The sequence below is a fragment of the Pseudomonas sp. CC120222-01a genome (genome assembly GCF_003097235.1).
GTDB lineage: Bacteria > Pseudomonadota > Gammaproteobacteria > Pseudomonadales > Pseudomonadaceae > Aquipseudomonas.
The window spans coordinates 292,437-317,145 of the sequence record NZ_QEQQ01000004.1 but is presented as its reverse complement, the minus strand read 5'-3'; the positions used below and the strand labels follow the sequence as shown (position 1 = coordinate 317,145).

General features: G+C 67.7%; 2 protein-coding genes. Both read right to left on the bottom strand.

Annotated elements, in window-relative coordinates:
* Window positions 1-23 precede the first annotated feature (23 nt).
* The gene (locus tag N430_RS08375) at window positions 24-11,432 is read right to left on the bottom strand and encodes a non-ribosomal peptide synthetase (protein WP_110639816.1); all 11,409 of its coding nucleotides are present in this window, start codon (window positions 11,430-11,432) and stop codon (window positions 24-26) included.
* Window positions 11,429-24,349, bottom strand: a complete 12,921-nt coding sequence (locus N430_RS08370; protein ID WP_116583637.1) for a non-ribosomal peptide synthetase — start codon at window positions 24,347-24,349, stop codon at window positions 11,429-11,431. The genes N430_RS08375 and N430_RS08370 overlap by 4 nt, the downstream gene beginning before the upstream one ends.
* Window positions 24,350-24,709 lie beyond the last annotated feature (360 nt).

Genomic DNA, 24,709 nt, shown 5'->3' with positions numbered 1-24,709 from the left:
TACAAGGTCCGAGGCGCCTTCAATTACGGGGTCACTTTGCCGTGCAGCAATGCCTGGCCGTCATGCCACCAGGCCGCCAGGCTGAACACATCCGGGACCTTGAGGATGCTGAAGTGGTCGCCCGGGCCCTGCCACAGTGCCAGTTGCGGCATCAGCGCCTGCCAGCCGGCGTGCATCGCTGCCTGTTCGCGAGCGTTGCCGGCCGCGTCCAGGCTCGGGTCGTCCACCAGCACCAGCCCTGCTGGCCCGCTGTAGTTGATGCGCGGCTGGTAGCGGGTGCGCAGCGCCGTGGCGAAGGTCCGCACCGTGCCGTCCAGCGCCCGTGGTGACGAACGCGCCGGCAGTAGGCCGATGCGCACCATGGCGGCGTGCAGCTGGCGCAATTGCTCGTCGTCGCTGGCCTGGGCGAAAGCCTGCGGTTCGATGCCCAAGGCCTTGCCGGTGGACAGCTGCAGCGCGTGAATCAGCTTCTCCAGCGCCTCGCCGAAGGTGTACGGCCTGCCACATGAGCCCGCCTCACCCGGCGCCTCGCTGTCGATCAGGGTCAGCGAACGCACCTGGCGCCCCTTGGCCTCGAAACGCACCGCCATGGCGTGCGCGACCCAGCCCCCGAACGAATGGCCGACCAGGTTCAGCGGCCCGTGCGGGTACAACCCCTCGATGGCCTGCACATGGCAGTCGGCGGCAGCCTCCACGGCACTGTGCGGCACCCGGTTGCCATCCAGGCCCCGCGCCTGCAGGCCATACAGTGGCCAGTCCGGGCCCAGCGCCTCGGCCAGGCCGATGAAGCTGGTGACGCTGTCGCCGGCACCGGGCACGCAGAACACCGGGGCATGCCCCGGCTGGCCGCTCTGGATCGCCACCAACGGCTGATAGGCCGGCTGCTCGGCTGGCACCTGCAGCTGATCGAGCGCCCGGACGATCGCCTCACCCAGCGTCGCAACGTGGGGTGCCTGCATCATGCTGCGGTGATCGCCGGGGACACCGACTTCGAGCAGCACCTGGGCCGGCAATGTCTCGCGCCAGCCCAGGCTCGCCAGGCTGTCGCTGCCCTGCTCGGCGCGGAACAGATGCACCGGTATCTCCAGCGGCGCCAGGCGGTAATGGGCCATGGCATGACCGTGGGCCAGTTCACGCTCGAAGTAGTCGCGCAGCTGCACGTCGCTCATGCTCGACCACAGGCCGTAGAGCAGATGGTGTTCGCGGCAGCTGGCAATCAGGCTGGCGAAATCGCTTTGCTGGGCCTCCAGGCGCTGCAGTTGCGCCAGCGGCGCGGTCCCGGCCTCGCCCTGGGTGCGCCAGAAACTGTTGCAGGTGAGCAGCAGCTGGTTTTCCAGGGCGCGAGGGCCCTGCCAGCGGGCCTTGCCCTGGTCGGCCAGGCGGGGCACGTAGGTGTCGATCAGGCCGAGGAATTCGACCCCCTCGTCCGCGCCCAGTAGCTGGTTGGCCATTTCGAAGGCCAGCACGCCACCGAACGACCAACCGGCCAGTCGGTACGGGCCATGGGGCTGGACCTTGCGCAGCTGCGCGATCTGATAGCGAGCCAGGCACTCCAGCGTGCGCGGTTGTGCTTCGCCACCGGGGATACCCGGCAGGCCGTAGATCGGGAAATCACCCGGCAGGTGCTGGCCCAGCACCGGGAAGTAGAAGTCCAGGCCGGTGAATTCGTGGACCAGGAACAGCGGCGTCTGTGAACCGCTGGCGCGCACCGTGACAACGGTCGAGGCCTGGCCGCTGAAGCTGGCATCCAGATGCCGGGCCAGTGCCGCTACGCTGGGCTGCTGGAACACGTCATTGATTGCGGCCGCCAGGCCGGCCTTGCCAAGTTTGTCGATCAGGCGAATCGCAGCCAGGGAATGGCCGCCCAGTTCGAAGAAGTTGTCGTGGCGGCTTACCTGCTCCACGCCCAGCAGTTCGCGCCAGATGCCGGCCAGCAGGGTTTCGGTGTCGCCCTCTGGTGCTTCGTAAGGGCGGTCATGAAGGGCATCGGTTGCCGGCAGTGCCTTTCGGTCGAGCTTGCCGTTGGGGCTCAGCGGCAAGGCGTCGAGGTGTGTGAACAGCGCCGGGACCATGAATTCCGGCAAGTGCGCGAGCAGTGCCGTGCGCAGGGTTTCGGTGGATTGCGGGTCGCCGGTGTAGTACGCAATCAGGCGCTGGTCGCGGGCGACTACTACCGCTTCCTTGATGCCATCGATGGCGGTGAGGCCGGCCTGGATCTCGCCCAGTTCGATGCGCAGGCCGCGGATTTTCACTTGGTCGTCGTTGCGGCCCAGGTATTCGATATTGCCGTCCGGCAGGTGGTGTGCGAGGTCGCCTGTGCGGTACAGCCGCCCGCCTGGGCGGAACGGGTCGTCGAGGAAGCGTTCGGCGGTGAGTTCGGCGCGGTTGAGGTAACCGCGGGCGACCTGCACGCCGCCGATAAACAGCTCGCCGGCCACGCCTTGGGGCACCGGTTGGCCTTGGTTGTCGAGCACGTAGAGGGCGGTGTTGGCGATCGGTTTGCCGATTGGGGTGTTGTCGGGGGCGGTTACGCAGTGCCAGGCGCTGACGTCCACGGCGGCTTCGGTGGGGCCATAGAGATTGTGCAGTTCTACTGCTGGCAACTGCGCGTGGAAGCGGCGAACCAGACTGCCCGGCAGGGCTTCACCGCTGCACAGTACGCGCCGCAAGGCGTACACGGTGCCTGTGGGAGCGGGCGTGCCCGCGAAGAAGTCGACGCGGTGTATGGCACCGGCTTCGCCGGTGTTCGCGGGCATGCCCGCTCCCACAGGGGAAGTGCTCGCTGCTGAAGACAGGTATACATCCAGCATCGAGGGGACGAAGTGCAAGGTGGTGATGCTTTCGCTCTGGATGACCTGGCGCAGGTACTCGGGATCGCGGTGGCCGCCTGGGCGGGCCATGACCAGGCGGGCGCCGGTCTGCAGCGGCCAGAGGAATTCCCACACCGAAACATCGAAGCTGAACGGGGTCTTCTGCAGCACTACGTCATCGGCGCCCAGCTGATAGGCGTCCTGCATCCACAGCAAACGGTTGACCACGCCGGCATGCTCGTTCATCACGCCCTTCGGCAAGCCAGTGGAGCCTGAGGTGTAGATCACGTAGGCCAGATGACGTGGCGTCAATCCAACGACAACAGGGTTGTCAGCCGATTGATCGCTCCAAGTCGGCTGGTCCAGATCGATGATCTGCCCGGCATCCGGCACATGGCGGGTCGCCGCATGCACCAGTACTGCCACCGGCGCGCTGTCGGTCAACATGTGGCGCACACGCTCTGCCGGGTAATCCGGATCAACCGGCACATAGGCGCCTCCGGCCTTGAGGATCGCCAGCAGCCCGACCACCATCGACAGGCCCCGTTCGACGCAAATCGCCACCCGATCATCCGGCTTGACGCCCAGGGCGATCAGATGATGCGCCAAGCGGTTGGCCTGCTCATTGAGCTGGCGATAGCTCAGTTCACCCTCTTCAGCCCGCACAGCGAGTGCATCCGGGGTGCGTACAACCTGCGCCTCGATCAGGCCATGCAAAGTCTGTTCAAGGTCGTAATCGACCGCCGTGTCATTGAATGTCAGCAACAGCCGCTTGCGCTCGTCGGCATCGGGCAACCCGGTGTGGGCCGGAACGGCGTGCTCGCCTTCGGCGAAGGTCCACAGCAGTTGCTCCAGATAACCCACGTAGCGTTCGACGGTGGCCCGCTCGAACAGCGCAGTGGCAAACACGATGCCGCCGCTGAAGCCATCGGCGCCCTCGCCCATGCTCAGGCTCAGGTCGAACTTGGCGATGCGCGCCTGCCCGCCCATGGCCGATACTTCCAGATCACCCAGCTGCAGGGCCTGGCGCTCGGGCGTGGCATCCCAATCCAGCGACACCTGGTACAGCGGCGTATGGGCCAGGCTGCGCTGCGGGCGCACGGCCTCGACCACCTGCTCGAACGGCAGGTCCTGATGGGCCTGGGCTTCGAGCACTGCGGCCTTGACCCGCGCCAGCAGCGTGGCCACCTCCGGTGAGCCCGACGTGTCCACGCGCAGGGTGATGGAATTGACGAACATGCCGATCAGGCCATCCACCTCCGCCTGTCGGCGGTTGGCCAGCGGCGAGCCGATCACCACTTCATCCTGGCCGGCCAGGCGTGTCAGCAACACCGCCCAGGCCGCCATGAACAGCATGTACGGGGTCACGCCCTGGGCCCGGCACACGGCCTTGAGCTCCAGGCTCAGGCGTGGGTCCAGGCTGAGCGCCACGCTGTCACCGGCATACTGCTGGCGCTCTGGCCGTGGTCGGTCCCACGGCAGGCTGAGCAGGGTTGGCGCACCGCTCAGCCGGTCGCGCCAATAGTCGGCCTGGCGCTGCAGGGCCTCAGCGCTCAGCCAGCGCCGCTGCCACAGTGCATAGTCCAGATACTGCACCGGCAAAGGCGGCAGCGGGTCGTCGCGATCCGCACTGAACGCCTGGTACAGCGCGCCCAGCTCCTTCACCAGCACCGCCAGCGACCAGCCATCGGCGACCAGGTGGTGCACGGTCAGCAGCAGGATGTGGTGATCGTCGGCGCGTTGCAGCAAGCAGCCGCGTATCGGCAAGTCACGGTTCAGCGCAAAGGGCTCGCTGGCGTGCAGCTCGACCCGCTGGGCCAGCGCCTGCTCGTGCAGACCGCGCGCATCGTCCAGGGCCAGCTGGAAACCGCGAGCGTCCGCTGCCAGCACCACACGCGGCTCGCCGTCCTGCTCCACAAAGTGGCTGCGCAGGCTCTCGTGACGCTCGACCAGCCGCCGCAGCGCCCGCTCCAGCGCCAGCGCATCCAGCGCGCCGCGCAGGTGCAGGCCGAGGGGGATGTGATAGGCCGCGCTGCCGCCGCTCATCTGTGCCAGGAACCACAGGCGCTGCTGGGCGAACGACAGCGGCAGGCTGCCCAGCCGTGGGGCCGGCTGGATCGCCGGCAAGGCACGCTCGGCATGGCTGCCCAGGCTGGCGGCAACCGCCGCCAGGCTGTCATCGGCGAACAGCTCGCCCAGCGCCAGCTCCAACCCCAGGCGCTGACGCACCTGGGCAAGCATGCGCATGGCCAGCAGCGAATGGCCGCCGAGCTCGAAGAAGCGGTCCTGACGCCCGACCAGCTCCAACTGCAGCAGCTCACCCCACAGCTGGGCCAACAGCGTTTCGCGCTCACCCTGCGGTGCCTCGTAGGCCGCAGTGGCAAAGTCCTGCGGGCCGGGTTGCGGTAGCGCCTTGTGGTCGAGCTTGCCATTGTTGGTCAGCGGCATCCGCGCCAGCGCCACATAGGCCCCCGGCAGCATGTAGTCGGGCAGTCGGCCGCGCAGGAAGCTGCGCAGTGCATTGGCGTCCAGCGCCGCATCGTGGCGGGTGAACCAGGCAACCAGGCGCAGTGGCCCTTGCCCGTCCGCCAGCGCCGACACCTGCACGTCGCCAATGCCCGGGCACTGCGACAGCTGTTGCCGGATTTCCCCCAGTTCGATGCGGAAGCCACGGATCTTCACCTGGTCATCATTGCGGCCCAGGCATTCCAGCTGGCCGTCAGGCTGCCAGCGCACCAGGTCGCCGGTGCGGTAGAGCCTGGCCCCGGGGCGCTGGCTGAACGGGTCGTCGATGAAGCGTTCGGCGGTGAGTTCAGGGCGATTCAGGTAACCCACAGCCACGCCGTCGCCGCCGATGTACAGCTCGCCGACCACCCCACACGGCACCAGCTGGCGATGGGCATCGAGCACATAGACCTGGGTATTGCCGATGGGGCGGCCAATCGGCACCTGAGTCGCATTGGGCGCCAGCCCCTCAACGGCACATGCCACTGCAAAGGTCGTGGTCTCGGTCGGCCCGTAGCCATTGATCAGGCGCAAGCCCGGCGCCCGCTCCAGCATGGCGCGGAAGGCAGCAGGCTCGGCACGCTCGCCGCCGCTGATGAGGATGCGCAGTCCAGCCAGCGCCTCAGGCAGCAGCTGCACGTACTGGTTGAACAGCGCCGTGGTCAGGAACAGCACGGTGATGCCGTCCTCCGCCAGTGCCCTGGCGAAACGCTGAGGGTCGATCAGCGTCTGGTGATCGACCACCCTCACCTGTCCGCCATTGAGCAGCGCGCCCCAGACGTCCATGGTGCTGGCATCGAACGCCGGGTTGGAGGCAAAGGCGATGCGGTCCTGGGCATTGAAGTCGGCATATCCATTGTTCAGCACCAGGCGGGCGATGCCACGGTGCGGCACGCACACGCCCTTCGGCTGGCCAGTGGTGCCTGAGGTGTACATCACGTAGGCGGCGCCGCCGGCATCCTGCGCGAGGCCCGGATCATGCCCGGCTTGCGGGTCGAGCGTCAGCGTGTCGAGGTCCAGGCGACGCACCGGGAAGTCTGCCTGAGTCGCGGCCAGGGTCAGCAGCAGCACAGCCTGGCAGTCTTCGACCATGAAACCCTGGCGCTCGACCGGGGCATGCACATCCAGCGGCACATACACTGCCGCACACTTGAGCACCGCCAGTTGCGACACCAGCAAGGGCAGCGAGCGCGGCAGCAGGATCGCCACGCAGGCGCCAGGTGCGACGCCTTCGGCGATCAGGTAATGGGCCAGGCGGTTGGCCTGCAGGTTGAGTTCGCCATAGCTCAGCGCCTGCTCGCCATGTACTGCCGCCAGGGCCAGTGGGTGGCAGGCTGCACGCTGCTCGAACAGCTGGGCGACGCTGAGGTCGCGCGGGTAATCCGCCGTCGTGGCATTGAACGTGTGCAGCAGCGCCTGGCGCTCGTCCTCGCCAATCAGCTCGACCTGCTCCAGCGGCGCCTGGTCGTTGCCAACCATGGCCCACAGCAAGGTTTGCAAGTAACCGAGATAGCGCTGCGCGGTGATCTCGTCGAACAACGCCGTGGCATATTCGAGGCTGCCAGCCACGACGTCGCCATGTTCCCCCAGGTTCAGGGTGAGGTCGAACTTGGCCACCTGCGCGGCCTGTGCCACGGCTTCAAGCTGCAAACCTGGCAGCTGCAAGGCAGCGCCCTGGGTCGCCTGCCAGTTCAAGGTCGCCTGGAACAACGGCGTGTGACCAAGGCTGCGGGCCGGCCGGACGATCTCGACCACCTGTTCGAACGGCAGGTCCTGATGCGCCTGGGCCGCCAGCACCCGGGCCTTGACCTGTTCGAGCAACGCCTCGGCAGTGGCGGCTGAGCCGCTGTCGAGGCGGATGGCCAGGGTATTGACGAACAACCCCGCGAGCGCCTCGAGCTCAGCGTGGCCACGGCCGGCCACCGGGCAGCCGATCACCACCTCCTGTTGCCCGGACAGCCTGGCCAGCAAGGTGGCCCAGGCGCCCAGCACGGCCATGTACAAGGTCACCCCATGGCGCTGGGCCAGGGTGCGCAGCCCCGCCGCAAGGCGCGGGTCCAGCTGCACGGGCAGGCTGGACCCGGCGAAGTCCTGGCGCTCGGGCCGTGGCCGGTCGCTTGGCAGTTTCAACAGGCTCGGCGCGCCGTCCAGCGCCTCGCGCCAGTAATCGGCCTGGCGCTGCAACTGCTCGCCGGCCAGCCAGCGCCGCTGCCACACCGCGTAGTCGCCATACTGGATGGCCAGTGCCGGCAACGGGTCTTCCAGGCCTTGGCGCAGGGCCGGATACAGGGCGCTCAGCTCGCGCGTCAGTACCCCCAGCGACCAGCCGTCGGCCACGATATGGTGCACGGTCAGTGCCAGCACATGGTGCTCGGCGTCCAGGCGCAGCAGCCGCGCCCGCAACAGCGGCCCGTGGGCCAGGTCGAAGGGCCTGCCGGCCTCTTCGCGCAGCTTGCCGGGCAAGGCATCCGGGCCAATCTCTTCGCGTTGGAACCAGCCCGCGCCCGCGCTGGTGCCAATGATCACCTCGGCGCTGTCGTCGCGCGGCACGAAATGGCTGCGCAGGGTTTCATGGCGCTCGACGATGCGCAGCAGCGCACATTCCAGGGCGTCGTCATCCAGCGGCCCGCGCAGGCCCAGGGCCAGTGGCACGTTGTAGGCCTGGTTGCCGCCGTCCATCTGCGCCAGGAACCACAGCCGTTGCTGGGCGAAGGACATGGGCAGTGGCTGCTCGCGGGGGACCGGCACGATCGCCGGCAACGCGCTGCGCCCTGCTCCCGCCAGCACCCCGGCGACTGCCGCCAGTTCGGCATTGGCGAACAGCTCGGCCAGGGTCAGTTCCACGCCCAGGCGCAGGCGCACCTGTGAAACCATGCGCATGGCCAACAGCGAATGCCCGCCCAAGGCAAAGAAGTGGTCACGCCGCCCCACCCGCTCGACTTGCAGCAGTTCGGCCCAAATCTGCGCCAGCGCCTGCTCCAGTTCGCCCTCGGGGGCCTCATAGCCCTGCTCGAACAGTGCCGAACGCTCGGGCCTGGGCAAGGCACGGCGGTCGAGCTTGCCATTGGCCGTCAGCGGCAATGCCGACAGTTCGACGAAGGCCACCGGCACCATGTATTCCGGCAGGTGCGCCTGCAGCTGTGCACGCAGGCCCTCCGGGGTTGCCGCCTCGACGTCGGGCTGGGGGGTGAAGTACGCCACCAGGCGCGGCTGCCCCGGTTGGTCCTCACGGGCCAGCACCACGGCCTCGTTGATACCCGGCAGGCTGGCCAGGCGGCTCTCGATCTCGCCCAGTTCGATGCGCACCCCGCGGATCTTCACCTGGTCATCGTTGCGCCCCAGGTACTCGAGGGTGCCATCGGCCAGCCAACGCACCAGATCGCCGCTGCGGTACAGGCGACCACCGGCGCAGAAGGGGTCATCGAGAAAGCGTTCGGCGGTCAGCTCGGGGCGGTTCAGGTAGCCCCGGGCCACACCGGCACCCCCGATGTACAGTTCGCCCGGCACGCCCAGCGCCACCGGTTGGCGCTGCTCGTCGAGCACGTACAGACGCGCGTTGTCCACCGGCCGGCCAATGTGCAGCACCCCGCCCGCCTCGACCACGCCGGAGCTGGCCACCACCGTGGTTTCGGTCGGGCCGTAGTTGTTGACCACGGCAAAGCGCTGGGTCCGGGTGAACTGGCGCAAGCGGTCGCCGCCGATCAGCAGGGTGCGCAGGGTCGGGTGTTCGAGCTGGTGGCTGAAGGCATATTCAGCCACTGGCGTGGGCAGAAAGCTCACGTCCAGTGGCTGGTTGCGCCACCAGGCGAGCATGGCATCGAGGTCTTCATGGCCTTCGGCGGCCGGCGCCAGGTGCAGCGTGGCCCCCGCACACAACGCCGGCCAGACTTCCCAGGCCATGGCATCGAAGCCGAAACCGGCCAGGCAGGAGGTGTGGCGACCGTGGCACAGGTCGAAGGCACGGCAATGCCAGTCGACCAGGTTGTTGACGGTGCGGTGCTCGACCATTACCCCTTTGGGCTGGCCGGTAGAGCCTGAGGTGTAGACCACGTAGGCCAGGTGACGACTACCCAGTGTCGCCACAGTCGGGTTGCTGGCATGGCTGGGCCAGTCTGGCTGGTCCAGCAGCAGCACCGGCACCTCGACAGCCCCCAGCCGCCCGCGCAGCGCCTGCTGGGTGAGCACCACCACGGGGGCGCTGTCACCCAGCAGGTAATGTACCCGCTCATCCGGGTGCGCCGGGTCGATGGGCACATAGCCGGCGCCGGCCTTGAGCACGGCCAGCAACCCGACCAAGGTCTCCAACCCTCGACGGGCGACCAGCGCCACACGGTCATCGGGGCCCACGCCCAGTGCGATCAGCCGGTGGGCCAGGGCATTGGCCTGGCGGTTGAGCTCGGCGTAGCTCAATGCCTGATCGGCGCAGGTGGCGGCGATCGTGTCCGGGTGCGCTTGAGCCTGGTTTTCGATGCGCTGATGCAGGGTCAGCGTCGCTTCGAAGCCGGTGGAGTAGTCATTGAACCCTTCCAGCAGTGCATGGCGCTCGCTGTGCGGCAGCATCGGCAGCGCCAGCACCTGGGCCTCGGGGCTCTGCAGCAGGCTTTCCAGCGTCTGCTGCAGATAGGCGCAGACACGCTCGGCGGGCACCTCGGCGCTGGCCAGCAGGGTCAGGCGGAAGGCTTCGCCGAGGTCATCGACACTCAAGGTCAACGGGTAGTTGCTGGCCTCGGCAGAGTCGACGATATCGATACCGGCCAGTGCCGCTCGCCGTGGTTCGGCAGCGCCCACTGCGCTGTGGCGATAGTTGAGCAGTGCATTGAACAGCGGCGCCGGGGCCGCCACGCCGCTGCAACGCTGGGCCAGGGCCAGGGGCGCATGCTCATGGCGCATCAGCGCACTCAGGCGCTGGTGCGTGGCGCGGATCGCCGTCGGCAGGTCGCTGTCGCCCAGATCGACCCGCAGCGGCAGGGTGTTGATGAAGATCCCCAGCGCCCGGTCGGTGGCCTCGGCACCGAGCAGGCGGCCCATCAGCACGGTACCGAACACTACCCGCTCGCGCCCGGTCAGCCCCCCCAGCACCCGCCCCCAGGCCAGGTGAAACACGCTGGCGACGCTCACGCCAAGGTGGCGGGCATGGGCGCGCAGGCGCTGGCACAGGGCAAGCGGCAGGTCGATGGCGTGCTCGTGGTGACTGTCGCCTTCGCCCTGCACATCCTGGATGCCATAGGCCAAGTTCGCTTCGTCGATGTCACCAAGCATGTCGCGGAAGAACGCCTCGTGCTGCGCCTCGCTGATGCCGAGTACGGCCTGGGCCACGTAGTTGCGAAACGGCACCGGCGCGCCCAGCTGTTGATCTTCGCCGGTGAGGAAGGCGATCAGTTCGTGACGCACCACCTCCAGGGCGCTGTGGTCCATGGCGATATGGTGGAACTGCAAGGTGGCACTGAGCCTGCCATCAGCCTCTGGCGCCTCGCGCAGCAGGCGGATCAGCGGTGCCTGGGTCAGGTCGAGCCAGGCGCGGCCAGGATCGTCGGCAGGCAGTTCGAGCACTGGCAGATCAGCCTGGCGCCAGACCACCTGCAGTGGCGTTTCCAGGCCCTCCCAGTGCACCGAGGTACGCAGGATATCGTGCCGTGCAACCACCCCGCGCAGGGCTTCGGCGAACGCCTGCAGGCGTGCTTCGCTGGCGAACACGAAGCGCGCCTGCATCACGTAGGGGTCGTGCCCGTGGGCGCTGGCGTGGTGGAACAGCATGCCTTGCTGCAGGGGCGCCAGCGGGTAGATGTCCTGGACATTGGCAGCGCCGCCGGGTATTTCGGCGACCAGGCGGTCGAGGGTGTCCTGGTCCAGCTCGACCAGGTTGACCAGCGCCGGGGTGATCCGCCTGCAGTCAGGCGGGATCAGGTTGTCCGGTACGCTGACCGCGCCCTGTTTCACGGCCACGTATTCTCCGCTTTCGATCAGCGCCACCAGCGCCGGCTTGTGCTCACGCAGGCGCGCCACCAGAGCGGCATCGGTCAGCGCCTGGCGGTTGCCCTGGACCACCAGCTGGCCGTCCTTGAGCGCCAGCTGCACGTTGTTGGCCGAAAGTGTGGCCAAGAGTTGGTTGATACTCACAGGACGATCTCCATTCTGTCTGTGATGGCTGCATAGCCGGCCAGGGTCGGTTGGTCGAACAGTGCGCGAACGTCAGCTTCCAGGCCTTGTTCGCGCAAGCGCGAGGTCAGGGTCACTGCCAATAGCGAATGGCCGCCCAGTTCGAAGAAGTTGTCGTGGCGGCTTACCTGCTCGACGCCCAGCAGTTCGCACCAGATGGTGGCCAGCAGGGTTTCGGTGTCGCCCTGCGGGGCTTCATAAGGGCGATCCTGAATCGCATCGGGCTGGGGCAATGCCTTGCGGTCGAGCTTGCCGTTGGGGCTTAGCGGCAAGGCGTTCAGGTGCATGAACAGCGCCGGGACCATGAATTCCGGCAGGTGCGCGAGCAGTGCCGTGCGCAGGGTTTCTGTGGATTGCGGGTCGCCGGTGTAGTACGCAATCAGGCGCTGGTCGCGGGCGATTACTACCGCTTCCTTGATGCCATCGATGGCGGTGAGGCCGGCCTGAATCTCGCCCAGTTCGATGCGCAGGCCGCGGATTTTCACCTGGTCGTCGTTGCGGCCCAGGTATTCGATATTGCCGTCCGGCAGGTGGCGTGCGAGGTCGCCTGTGCGGTACAGCCGCCCGCCTGGGCGGAACGGGTCGTCGAAGAAGCGTTCGGCGGTGAGTTCGGCGCGGTTGAGGTAGCCGCGGGCGACCTGCACGCCGCCGATGAACAGCTCGCCGGCCACGCCTTGCGGCACCGGTTGGCCCTGGCTGTCGAGCACGTAGAGGGCGGTGTTGGCGATCGGTTTGCCGATTGGGGTGTTGTCGGGTGCGGTCAGGCAGTGCCAGGCGCTGACGTCCACGGCAGCTTCGGTGGGGCCGTAGAGGTTGTGCAGCTCGACAGTGGGAAGTTGTGTGTGGAAACGGCGGACCAGGCTGCCGGGCAAGGCTTCGCCGCTGCACAACACGCGCCGCAAGGCGTACGCGGTCCCTGCGGGAGCGGGTTCACCCGCGAAGAAGCCCACGCGGTTGATGGCACCGGCTTCGCCGGTGTTCGCGGCTAAAGCCGCTCCCACAGGGGGGGCGGTGGGCGCTGCGGAGGACAGGAAGACATCCAGCATCGAGGGCACGAAGTGCAAGGTGGTGATGCCTTCGATGCGGATGACCTGGCGCAGGTACTCGGGATCGCGGTGGCCGCCTGGGCGGGCCATGACCAGGCGGGCGCCGGTCTGCAGTGGCCAGAGGAATTCCCACACCGAAACGTCGAAGCTGAACGGGGTCTTCTGCAACACCACGTCATCGGCGCCCAGCTGATAGGCGTCCTGCATCCACAGCAGGCGGTTGACCACGCCGGCATGCTCGTTCATGACGCCCTTCGGCAAGCCAGTGGAGCCCGAGGTGTAGATCACGTAGGCCAGATGGCGTGGTGTCAGGCCTGCAATCTCGGGGTTGCTTGCCGGCTGGTCATTCCAGCTTGGCTGGTCCAGATCGATGATCTGCCCGGCATCCGGCACATGGCGAGTGGCGCCGTGCACCAGCACCGCCACAGGCGCGCTGTCGGTCAACATATGGCGCACACGCTCTGCCGGGTAATCCGGATCGACCGGGACGTAAGCCCCCCCGGCCTTGAGGATCGCCAGCAACCCAACCACCATCGACAGGCCCCGTTCGACGCAGATAGCCACCCGATCATCCGGTTTGACGCCCAGGGCGATCAGGTAATGCGCAAGGCGGTTGGCCTGTTCGTTGAGCTGGCGATAGCTCAGCTCGCCCTCCTCAGCCCGCACAGCGAGTGCATCCGGGGTGCGCGCAACCTGCGCCTCGATCAGGCCATGCAAGGTCTGCTCAAGGTTGTAATCGACTGCGGTGTCGTTGAAATCAACCAGCACTCGCTGGCGCTCCTCGGCTTCCAACACCGGCAGGCGCTGCAACAGCAGCTCCGGCTCATGCTCCAGTGCCTCGACCATGGCCGCCAACACCTGGTTCATCTGCCCGCAGATCCGCGCCGCACCGACCTCGGCCGGGGTCATGGCGACCAGGCGGAAGCCTTCGCCCAGGTCGTCCACGTTGAGGCTCAATGGGTAATTGGTGCGCTCCTGCCCATCGAGCACTTCGATGCCTTGCCAGGCCTTGCGCTGCTCGGCATTGGCCTCGGCACCGTGGCGGTAGTTGAGCATGGCGCTGAACAGTGGCAACGGTGCGGCCACGCCGCTGCAGCGCTGGGCCAGTGCCAGCGAGGCGTGCTCGTGGGCCAGCAGCGCACTGAGGCGCTGGTGGGTGGCATGGGCCGCCTCGCGCAGGGTCACGCCGCCCAGGTCGATGCGCAGCGGCAAGGTGTTGATGAACATGCCCAGCGCACGCTCGGCACCCTCGCCGCCTTGCAGGCGGCCCAGCAGCACGGTGCCGAACACCACCCTGTCCTGACCGCTGGCGGCGCCCAGCAGACGTGCCCAGGCCAGGTGGAACAGGCTGGCGACGCTGATGCCCAGCACTCGGGCCTGATGGCGCAGGCGAGTGGCAAGCGTGCTCGACAGTGTCAGCTTCACTTCCTGCATGTCACGGCCGTCGCCCTGCACGTCGCTGAGGCCGAACGGCAGGGTCGGCGCGTCGATGTCGGCCAGTTGCGTGCGGAAGAACGCCTCGTACTCGGCCTGGCTGATGCCCAGGCGGGCCTGGGCCACATAGTTGCGGTAAGGCACCGGGGCGTGGGCCGGGGCTGGTGCGCCCTGAAGGAAGCCCTGGAGTTCTTCGCCGACCACTTCCAGGGCGGTGTGGTCGAGCACGATGTGGTGGAACTGCAGGGTGGCTTCGAGGGGGCCAGCAGTTTCGCTGTAGACAAGGCGGATCAGCGGGGCCCGGCCAAGGTCGAGTGCGGTGTCGCCTGCTTCGCGGGCTCGCCCGCTCCCACAGCGGGCCAGTACAGTCCCGGGAACCTGGCGCCAGACCACCTGCACCGGCTGGGGCAGCCCCTCCCACAGCACTGCGGTGCGCAGCACATCGTGGCGGGCGACGACCTGGTCGAGGGCGCTGGCGAAGGCCTGCAGGCGTTCGAGGTTGGCGAAGCGCAGGCGCGAGTAAAGCACATACGGGTCGTGCTCGGCCGCGCTCAGGTGGTGATAGAGAATGCCCTCCTGCAACGGCGCCAGCGGGTAGATGTCCTGCACATTGGCAGCGCCGCCCGGCACGCTGGCGACGATCCGGTCGATACTGGCCTGGTCGAGATCAATCAGGCTGAGCAGTGCCGGGGTGATGTGGCGGCAGCCCGCCGGGATACGGTTCTCAGGCACCTCGACCTGTTGATCGTGCCCCAGGGTTGCCGCCAGGGCGGCGATGGTCGGCTGGCCGAACAAGGTGCGCACATCCACCTGCAGGCCCTGCAGGCGCAGGCGCGCCGTCAGGCTCACGGCCAGCAGCGAGTGGCCGCCCAGTTCGAAGAAGTTGTCGTGCCGCCCTACCCGCTCCACGCCCAGCAGCTCGCTCCAGATCGCCGCCAGCAGGGTTTCGGTGCTGCCTTGCGGCGCCTCGAAGGCACGCTGCTGCAACGTGGCGTCAGGAGCAGGCAGCGCCTTGCGGTCGAGCTTGCCGTTGGGGGTCAGCGGCAGCTGGTCGAGGTGAATGTACTGCGCTGGCACCATGTAGTCCGGCAATTGCGTCAGCAGCGCCTGGCGCAGGGTATCCGCAGCGTGCGGCTCACCGGTGTGATAGGCGACCAGGCGTGCATCGAACGCCAGCACCACGGCTTCGCGCACCCCGGCAATGCGGGTCAGGCAGGCCTCGATTTCGCCCGGTTCGATGCGCAGGCCGCGGATCTTCACTTGCTGGTCGTTGCGACCGAGGAATTCAAGGCTGCCATCGACACGCTGGCGCACCAGGTCGCCACTGCGATACAGCCGGTCACCCGCCACGAACGGGCTGTCGATAAAGCGTTCGGCCTGCTGTTGCGCCAGGCCCAGGTAGCCACGGGTCACGCCGGCGCCGCCGATGTGCAGGTGGCCGGCCACGCCCCACGGCACCGGCTGGTCGTGATGGTCGAGCACATACAGCGCGGTGTTGTCGATCGGCCTGCCAATCGGCAGGCTGCCGCGTGGCAGCTCATCCTCGGGCTCCAGCGTCCAGACGCTGCAGTCGACGGTGGTTTCGGTGGGGCCGTAGACGTTGTGCAGGCGCACACCCGGCAGGCGCTGGCGAACCAGGGCAGCCAGCGCCTGGGTCAGCTCGCCACCGCCACAGACAATGTCGCTCAGGCTGCTGCAATCGGCGCTTTGTTCCTGCTCCAGGAACTGTTGCAGCAACGCGGGTACGAACTGCACCACGTTGACCCGCTGGTGCTGGATCAACTGCGCAAGGTACTGCCCATCACGCTGGCCATCCGGCCGCGCAAGCACCAGGCGCAGGCCGCTGCACAGCGGCCAGAACAGCTCCCACACCGAGGCATCGAAGCTGATCGGGGTCTTGTGCAGCACGCTGCCGGCGCTGGCGCACAGGCGCTGGCTCCAGTGCATCAGGTTGACCACGTTGCGGTGCTCGACCATCACCCCTTTCGGCACGCCAGTGGAACCAGAGGTGTAGATCACATAGGCCAGGTGCTGCGCCGTCAGGCCCGTCACGCGCGGGTTGCTGATCGGCCGGTCATTCCAGTTCGGCCGGTCAAGGTCGAGCTGCACCGCGTGCCGTGCCACGTCGCGGGTCGCGGCATGTACCAGCAACGCCTGGGGCGCGCTGTCTTCGAGCATGTGGCGGATGCGCTCGGCCGGGTAACCCGGGTCCACCGGCACATAGGCGCCTCCGGCCTTGAGAATGGCCAGCAGGCCGACCACCAGCGTCAGGCCGCGCTCGATGCAGATCGCCACACGGTCGTCGGGTTGCACCCCGAGGGCGATCAGGTGATGGGCCAGGCGGTTGGCCTGCTCGTCGAGCTGGCGGTAACTCAGCTCGCCCTCTTCAGCCACCAGCGCCAGGGCATCGGGTGTGCGCCTGACCTGCGCCTCGAACAGGCGCTGCAGCGGTTGCTGCAGATCGTGCGGGTGGCCGGTGGCGTTGGCCTCGACCAACAGTTGCTGGCGCTCCTGAGGCGCCAGCACCGGCAAGTGTTGCAGCGCCAGTTGTGGCTGGTGTTCCAGCGCATCGAGCAGGCCGAGCAGCACTTGCAGCAGCTGCTCGCAGACACGCTGCGCGCCTACCTGCGCCGTGACCTGGGCGGTCATGCGCAGGCCGTCGCCAAGGTCGTCGACGTTGACGCTCAGCGGGTAGTTGCCATGCCCGCCGCTGGGCAGCGCCTGGATACCTTCCAGCGCTTCGCGTTGCGCCTGCTGTTCACTGGCACTGGCGCCATGGCGATAGTTGAGCATCGCGCTGAACAGCGGCGTGGGCGCGGCCACGCCACTGCAGCGCTGGGCCAAGGCCAGCGAGGCGTGCTCATGCACCAGCAGCGCACTCAGGCGCTCATGGGTCAGTCGCACACCCTCCCTTACGCCCAGGCCGTCCAGGTCCAGGCGCAGCGGCAAGGTGTTGATGAACATGCCCAGGCCGTGATCGGCGCCGGCACCGCCCTGCAGGCGCCCAAGCAGCACGGTGCCGAACACCACGCTGTCGCGGCCACTGGTGGCCGCGACCAGCCGCGCCCAGGCCAGGTGCAACAGGCTGGCGGCACTGACGCCCAGTTGCTGAGCCTGTTGGCGCAGGCGTTGGTAGTGGCTGCTGGCGAGTTGCACGGTGGCCAGTTCGAAGCCGTCGGCGTGGCCCTGCAGGTCGCTCAGGCCATATGGCAGGGTGGGTTCGTCGATGTCGCCAAGCTCGGCACGGAAGAACGCTTCGTGCTCGGCTTCGCTGATGGCCAGCCGGGCCTGGGCCACGTAATTGCGGTAAGGCACCGGCGGTCGGGTCGGTTGCTGGCCGCGCAGGTGGTCGCGGATTTCGTCCAGCACCCCTTTCATGGCGGTGTGGTCCAGGGCGATATGGTGGAACTGCAAGGTAGCTTCGAGGGGGCCAGCAGTTTCGCTGTAGATAAGGCGGATCAGCGGGGCCCGGCCAAGGTCGAGTGCGGTGTCGCCTGCTTCGCGGGCTCGCCCGCTCCCACAGCGGGCCAGTACAGTCCCGGGAACCTGGCGCCAGACCACTTGCACCGGTTGCCGCAGGCCGTCCCAGAGCACCGCGGTGCGCAGCACATCGTGGCGAGCAATGACCTTGTCCAGCGCGCCGGCGAAGGCTTGCAGGCGTGCCAGGCTGTCGAAGTCGACACGCCATTGCAGCAGGTACGGGTCGGCCCCCGTGGCACTGAGGTGGTGATAGAGGATGCCTTCCTGCAGCGGGGCCAGCGGGTAGATGTCCTGCACGTTGGCGGCACCGCCTGGCACCGTGGCGACGATGCGCTCGATACTGGCCTGGTCCAGCTCGATCAACGGCAGCAAGTCCGGGGTGATCTGGCTGCAGCCCGGCGCGATGCGGTTTTCCGGCACCACGACCTGACGGCCCTTGCCCAGCGCCGCAGCCAGTGCGGCCACCGTGGGCTGGCCGAACAACACGCGCACGTCAGTGTTCAGGTCTTGCTGGCGCAGGCGCTCGATCAGGGTCACGGCCAACAGCGAGTGGCCGCCCAGCTCGAAGAAGTTGTCGTGTCGCCCTACCCGCTCGACACCCAGTACTTCGGCCCAGGTGGCGGCGATGGCGCGTTCGGTTTCGCCGAGGGGTGCGACATAGCCCTGTTCTGCCCAATCGGGCTCAGGCAGCGCGCGGCGATCCAGCTTGCCGTGGCTGGTGAGCGGCAGCTGCTCCAGGCGCATGAACGCGTGCGGCAGCATGTGCGCCGGCAGGCTGGCTTGCAGCGCTTGGCGCAGCGCATCGAGGTCGACTGCGGTGGCTTCGGTGAACCAGGCCAGCAAGCGCTCGCCACGCACCAGCACCACGGCATGCTCGATGCCGGGCTGGGCCGCCATGGCCGCTTCGATCTCGCCCAGTTCGACGCGCATGCCGCGGATCTTCACCTGGTCATCGTTGCGGCCCAGGTAATCGAGGCTGCCGTCGGCGTTCCAGCGCACCAGGTCGCCGCTGCGGTACATGCGTGCACCCGCCAGGCGGCTGAACGGGTCGGCCAGGAAGCGCTCCTCGGTCAGTTGCGGGCGGTTGAAATAACCCCGGGCGACCTGGCCGCCTCCGATGTACAGCTCGCCGGTCACCCCCACCGGTACCGGCTGACGGCGCTCGTCGAGCACGTACACGCGGGTGTTGGCGATTGGCTGGCCGATATGCAGTGCACCACCCGGCAGAACCGCGCCAGAGGTAGCGACCACGGTGGTTTCGGTCGGCCCGTAGTTGTTGACCAGCGCGAAGCCCGGGTCGCGGTCGAACTGGCGCAGGCGGTCGCCACCGATCAGCAGGGTACGCAAGGTCGGGTGCTGGCGTTGGCGACGCAATGCCTGCTCGGCGACCGGCGTCGGCAGGAAGCTGACCTTCAGCGGCTGCTCCAGCCACCAGTCAAGCAGTTCCTCGACATGCTCGTTGCCGATGTGCGCCGGCGGCAGGTGCAGCGTGGCACCGGCGCACAATGCGGGCCACACCTCCCAGGCCATGGCGTCGAAACCGAAGCCGGCCACGCTGGAGGTGCGCTCGCCGGCACCCAGGGCGAATGCCTGGCAATGCCAGTGCACCAGGTTGGCCAGGGTCTGGTGCTCGATCATCACGCCCTTGGGCTGGCCGGTGGAACCGGAGGTGTAGACCACGTAGGCCAGTTGATGGGCATCGAGCCCGGGCACTTGCGGGTTGCTGTCGACGGAGTGCCAGCTGACTGGCTGGTCGAGGTCCAGCCGTGTCAGCTCGACGGGCAAGCCATCGATGGTCGAATCCGCCAGTACCAGCGTCGGCGCGCTGTCGGCCAGCAGGTAGGCGATGCGCGCTTGCGGGTAGGTCGGGTCCACCGGCACATAGGCCGCCCCGCTCTTGAGCACGGCCAGCAAGCCGATCAACCGCTCGATGCTGCGCGGCAGACACAAGGCGACCCGATCGCCACACTGCACACCCTGCTCGATCAGGCGATGGGCCAGGCGGTTGGCGCGCAGGTTGAGGTCACCGTAGCTCAGGGCCTGATCGCCTTGGCACAGGGCGGTCGCCTCGGGCGCTCGGGCGGCCTGGGCCTCGATCAGGGCGTGCACGGTGTGCCCCTGCGGATACGCCTGCGCCATGGCATTGAAGCTGCCTAGCAACTGCTGGCGTGCCGCCTCATCGATAATCGGCAGGCTATCGACCGTGGCCTGCTGCCCGGACTCCAGCGCCTGCAGCAGTTGCGTCAGGGTGTTGGCCATCCACTGGGTGACACGGGCGGCACCGATGCCTTTGACGGCCAGCACGCTGAAGCTGAAACCTTCGCCAAGGTCGTTGACGCTCAAGGTCAGTGGGTAGTTGCTGCGTTCCTCGCCGCCGAGCAGGCGCACGCCCTCCCAGATGCCTTCGCCTTCGCGCGGCGCATCGGCGGCGCTGTGGCGATAGTTGAGCAAGGCGCTGAACAACGGCACCGAAGCGGCCACGCCACTGCAACGCTGGGCCAGGGCCAGGGGTGCATGTTCGTGGCCAAGCAGTGCTGACAGGCTGCGATGGGTAGCGCGTACCGCAGCGTGCACGCCGGCACGGGTGTCGACCCGCAGCGGCAGGGTGTTGATGAACATGCCCAGTGCACGATCAGCGCCTTCGCCACCCTGCAGGCGGCCCATCAGCACGGTGCCGAACACCACGTCAGCACGGTTGGCCAGCACGCCCAACACCCGCGCCCAGGCCAGGTGCATCAGGCTGGCGGCGCTGACGCCCAGCTGCCGCGCCTGGCTGCGCAGGCGCAGGCTGAGATCGGCCTCCAGTGCCAGGAATGCGCTGTCGATGTTGCGCCCATCGCCCTGCACATCGGCAAGGCCCAACGGCAAGGTCGGCTCGTCGACATCCGCCAGCATCTCGCGGAAGAACGCTTCCTGGCTGGCTGGGTCGGCCAGCCTGGCCTGGGCAACGTAGTTGCGATAAGGCACAGCCGCCGGCAGGGACTCGCCCTGGGCGAACAGCAAGGCGCGCATTTCCCGGGCGACCACGTCCATGGCGGTGTGATCGAGGGTCAGGTGATGGAACAGCAAGATCGCCACCACCTGATGATTGGCGGGGTCGAGGCTGTAGTACAGCCGTGTGAGCGGTGCCTGGCCCAGATCCAGCCGGTGGCGACGCGCATCGAACCGCGCGTGCAACTGCTCGATGCGTGACACGCCCGGTTCATCGGCCAGGTCGTCGACTTCGCACACGGCCAGTTCGGCAGCACGCCATACCACCTGCAGCGGCTGCGCCAGGCCCTGCCAGTGCACCGCGGTGCGCAGGATGTCGTGGCGGTCGATGACCTGCTGCAAGGCGCCGGCCCAGGCCAGCAGCCGCTCGACGCTGTCGAATGCCAGGCGCGTCTGCAGCAGGTACGGGTCGCCCTGCTCGGCGCTCAGGTGATGGTAGAGGATGCCTTCCTGCAACGGCGCCAGCGGGTAGATGTCCTGCACGTTGGCGGCACCGCACGGCACCGTGGCGACGATGGCATCGATGCTGGCCTGGTCCAGATCGATCAGGCTGAGCATGTCCGGCGTAATGCGCGCCGCACCCTGAGGCACCCGGTTGGCCGGGACCTTGGCCGTCTCGCCTGTCGCTGTTGCACTGGCCAGCGCAGCCACCGTCGGCTGCGCGAACAGCACGCGCACGTCGATCACCAGGCCGGCCTTGCGCAGGCGCTCGACCAGGGTCACGGCCAGCAGCGAGTGGCCGCCCAGTTCGAAGAAATTGTCATGCCGCCCTACCCGTTCCACGCCCAGTACCTCGGCCCAGATCACGGCCATGGCAGCTTCGGTGTCACCTTGCGGCGCTTCATAGGCCTGCCCTGCCAGCAAGGCGCCGTCCGGGTCGGGCAACGCACGGCGGTCGAGCTTGCCGTGGCTGGTCAGCGGCAGCTCATCCAGGCGGATGAACGCCCACGGCAGCATGTGCGCCGGCAGGCTGGCCTGCAGGGCCTGGCGCAGCAGCTCAGGGTCGACCGGCGCGGTTTCGGTGTACCAGGCCAGCAGGCGCCCCTCTCGCACCAGCACCACGGCGTCGTCGACCGCCGGCCATGCGGCCACCGCGGCCTCGATCTCGCCCAACTCGACGCGCACGCCGCGGATCTTCACCTGGTCATCGTTGCGGCCCAGGTAGTCAAGCGTACCGTCGGCATTCCAGCGCACCAGGTCGCCGCTGCGGTACATCCGCCCACCGGGGTTGAAGGGGTCGTCGAAGAAGCGTTCTGCGGTGAGTTCCGGGCGGTTGAAATAGCCGCGCGCGACCTGCGCACCGCCGATGAAAAGCTCACCGGTGACGCCGACCGGCAGCGGCTGCAGGCCTTCGTCGAGCACATAGACGCGGGTGTTGGCGATCGGCTGGCCGATATGCAGTGCGCCGTTGGCGATGACCTGGCCAGAGGTGGCCACCACCGTGGTTTCGGTCGGGCCGTAGTTGTTGACCAGGGCAAAGCCTGGGTCGCGTTCGAACGTGCGCAGGCGGTCGCCGCCGACCAGCAGCGTGCGCAGGGTCGGGTGCTGGCGGTCACGGCGCAGGGCCTGCTCGGCCACCGGAGTGGGCAGGAAGCTGACCTGCAGCGGTTGCGCCAGCCACCAGTCGAGCAGTTCATCGACGTGTTCGTTACCGATGTGTGCTGGCGGCAGGTGCAGCGTGGCGCCCGCGCACAGGGTTGGCCAGACTTCCCAGGCCAGGGCGTCGAAACCAAAGCCGGCGACGCTGGAGCTGTGCGACCCGGCCGCCAGTTCGAACGCCTGGCAGTGCCAGTGCACCAGGTTGGCCAGGGTCTGGTGCTCGATCATCACGCCCTTCGGCTGGCCGGTAGAGCCGGAGGTGTAGACCACGTAGGCCAAGTGTTGCGCATCCAGTTCAGGCAGGTGTGGATTGCTGGCGTTGACGGAGAACGCCTCGGCCTGGTCCAGGTCCAGGCGCGGTATCGGCGGCAAACCTGCAATTGCCGAGTTCGCCAGCACCAGCGCCGGCTGGCTGTCTTCCAGCAGATAGGCGATACGCTCAGCCGGATAAGCCGGGTCTACCGGTACATAGGCGGCTCCGGCCTTGAGCACCGCCAGCAGGCCGACCAGGCGTTCCGCGCTGCGTGGCAGGCACAGGGCAACCCGGTTGCCGGGTTTGACGCCGCGCTCGATCATGCGCTGGGCCAGTTGGTTGGCGCGCCGGTTCAGCTCGCCGTAGCTGAGTGCCAGGCCATCCTGTAGCAGCGCACACGCCTCGGGGGTGCGGGCTGCCTGGGCTTCGACCAGCGCATGCACGGTGAGCCCTTGCGGGTAGGCCTGGGCGGTGCGGTTGAACTGCTCCAGCACCTGCTCGCGCTCAGCCTGCGGCAGCACCGCCAGGTTCTGCAGCGGCGTTTCGGGGGCGTGCTCAAGGGCCTCGACCAGGCTCGCCAACACCTGCCCGAACTGCCCGGACAAGCGTGCGGCGCCCCACTGTGGCAGGCTCTGCACGGTCAGGCGCAGGTCATCGCCAAGGTCGTCGACGCTGACGGTCAGCGGGTAGTCGGTGCGTTCTTCGGCCCCGACGATATCGATACCTGGCGCCACCGGGATGATTTCGGCGGCATCACCGGCAGCGCTGTGGCGGTAGTTGAGCATACTGTTGAACAGCGGCGCCGGCGCCGCTACACCGCTGCAGCGCTGGGCCAGGGCCAGCGAGGCCTGCTCATGGCCGAGCAAGGCACTGAGCCGTTTGTGCGTGGCCAGCAGCGCGTCACGCACGCCAAGGCCGCCCAGGTCGATGCGCAGCGGCAAGGTGTTGATGAACATGCCCAGCGCCTGCTCGCCGCCTTCACCGGTGGTCATGCGCCCCAACAGTACGCTGCCGAACACCACCGCCTGGCGTGCGGACAGTTGCCCGAGCAGGCGGGCAAAGCCCAGGTGCAACACAGTGGCCGGGCTCACCCCAAGCTGTCGGGCCTGGTGGCGCAGGCGCAAGCTCAGTTCGGATGGGAGGGTCAGGCGCGCCTGTTCCAGTGGCTGCGGGCCTTTGTCAGGCACACCGAACGCCAGGGTCGGCTCGTCGATGTCGTTGAGCATTTCGCGGAAGAATCGCTCGTGGGCCTGTTCGTCCAGCGCCTGGCGTGCTGCCGCCAGCACGTTGCGAAACGGCATCGGCGCGGGCAGCTGCGTCGACTCGCCGGCCAGGTGCGCCTGGATTTCGCGGCGCACAATGTCCAGTGCGGTGTGGTCCATTACCACGTGGTGGAACATCAGCAAGGCGACCCACTGCTCGCCCACGCCACGGGCGTGCACCAGCTGCATCAGCGGCGCCTGGCGCAGATCCAGGCGGTAGTGATGCGGGTCGAACCGCGCGCACAGCTGGGCCAGGGCATCCTCGCCGTCGGCCTCGATGGCGTCACGGACCAGGGTTGCTTCACGCCAGACCACCTGCACCGGTTCATCGAGGTATTCCCAGTGCAGCGCGGTGCGCAGGATGTCGTGACGCTGGATCGCCCATTGCAGCGCTTCGGCAAAGGCCTCCAGGTGTACCTTGCTGGCAAAGCGCAGCTGCACCTGAGCCAGGTACGGGTCACCGTCAACGGCGGACAGGTGCTGGTAGAGCATGCCTTGCTGCAACGGTGCCAGCGGGTAGATGTCCTGCACGTTGGCGGCACCACCCGGCACGCTGGCGACGATGCGGTCGATGGCCTGCTGGTCGAGCTGCACCAGCGGCAGCATGTCGGGGGTGATGCGGAACGCCGGGCTGAGCCAGTCGTCATCGCGTTCGGCGAGCATCTCCAGCAAGGCCGGCTTGTGCCGTGACAGCGCCTCCCACAAGGTGTCGTCCAACGCTTCGTCGTCGCCCAGGACGATCAGGTCCTGGTCTTCACGCTGGAGTCGGATTGCATGGGTGGAGAGTGCAGCCATCAGTTCGCTGAAAAGCATCGGTAAGCATCCTGCTTTGCCTGGGAATGGGGAATCGTCGACACGCTAAAGGATCGTGACCAGGTGGTCTGACATGGGAAGCGGGGACAGGGTTGGATGTGGGGTGGAGCGCGGGGGGGGGGGGTGGTCCTGGTTGGAGATTTTCAGCGCCTAAGGTTTTCCTGGCTTGAGATTTTCAGTGCCTGTGAGATCGAGCGCCGCCCGCGCGGCGCATCGCGGGCAAGCCCGCTCCCACATCTGTTTCGGGCCAGTCACTCCTATTAAGCCAACAGGGACCGCCTTGGTGCATGGCTGGAGTGAGGTGGAGCAGCATCAGCGCCCACCGAGATGCATAGTCATGCCCTGTTGGCTTTCACCAAG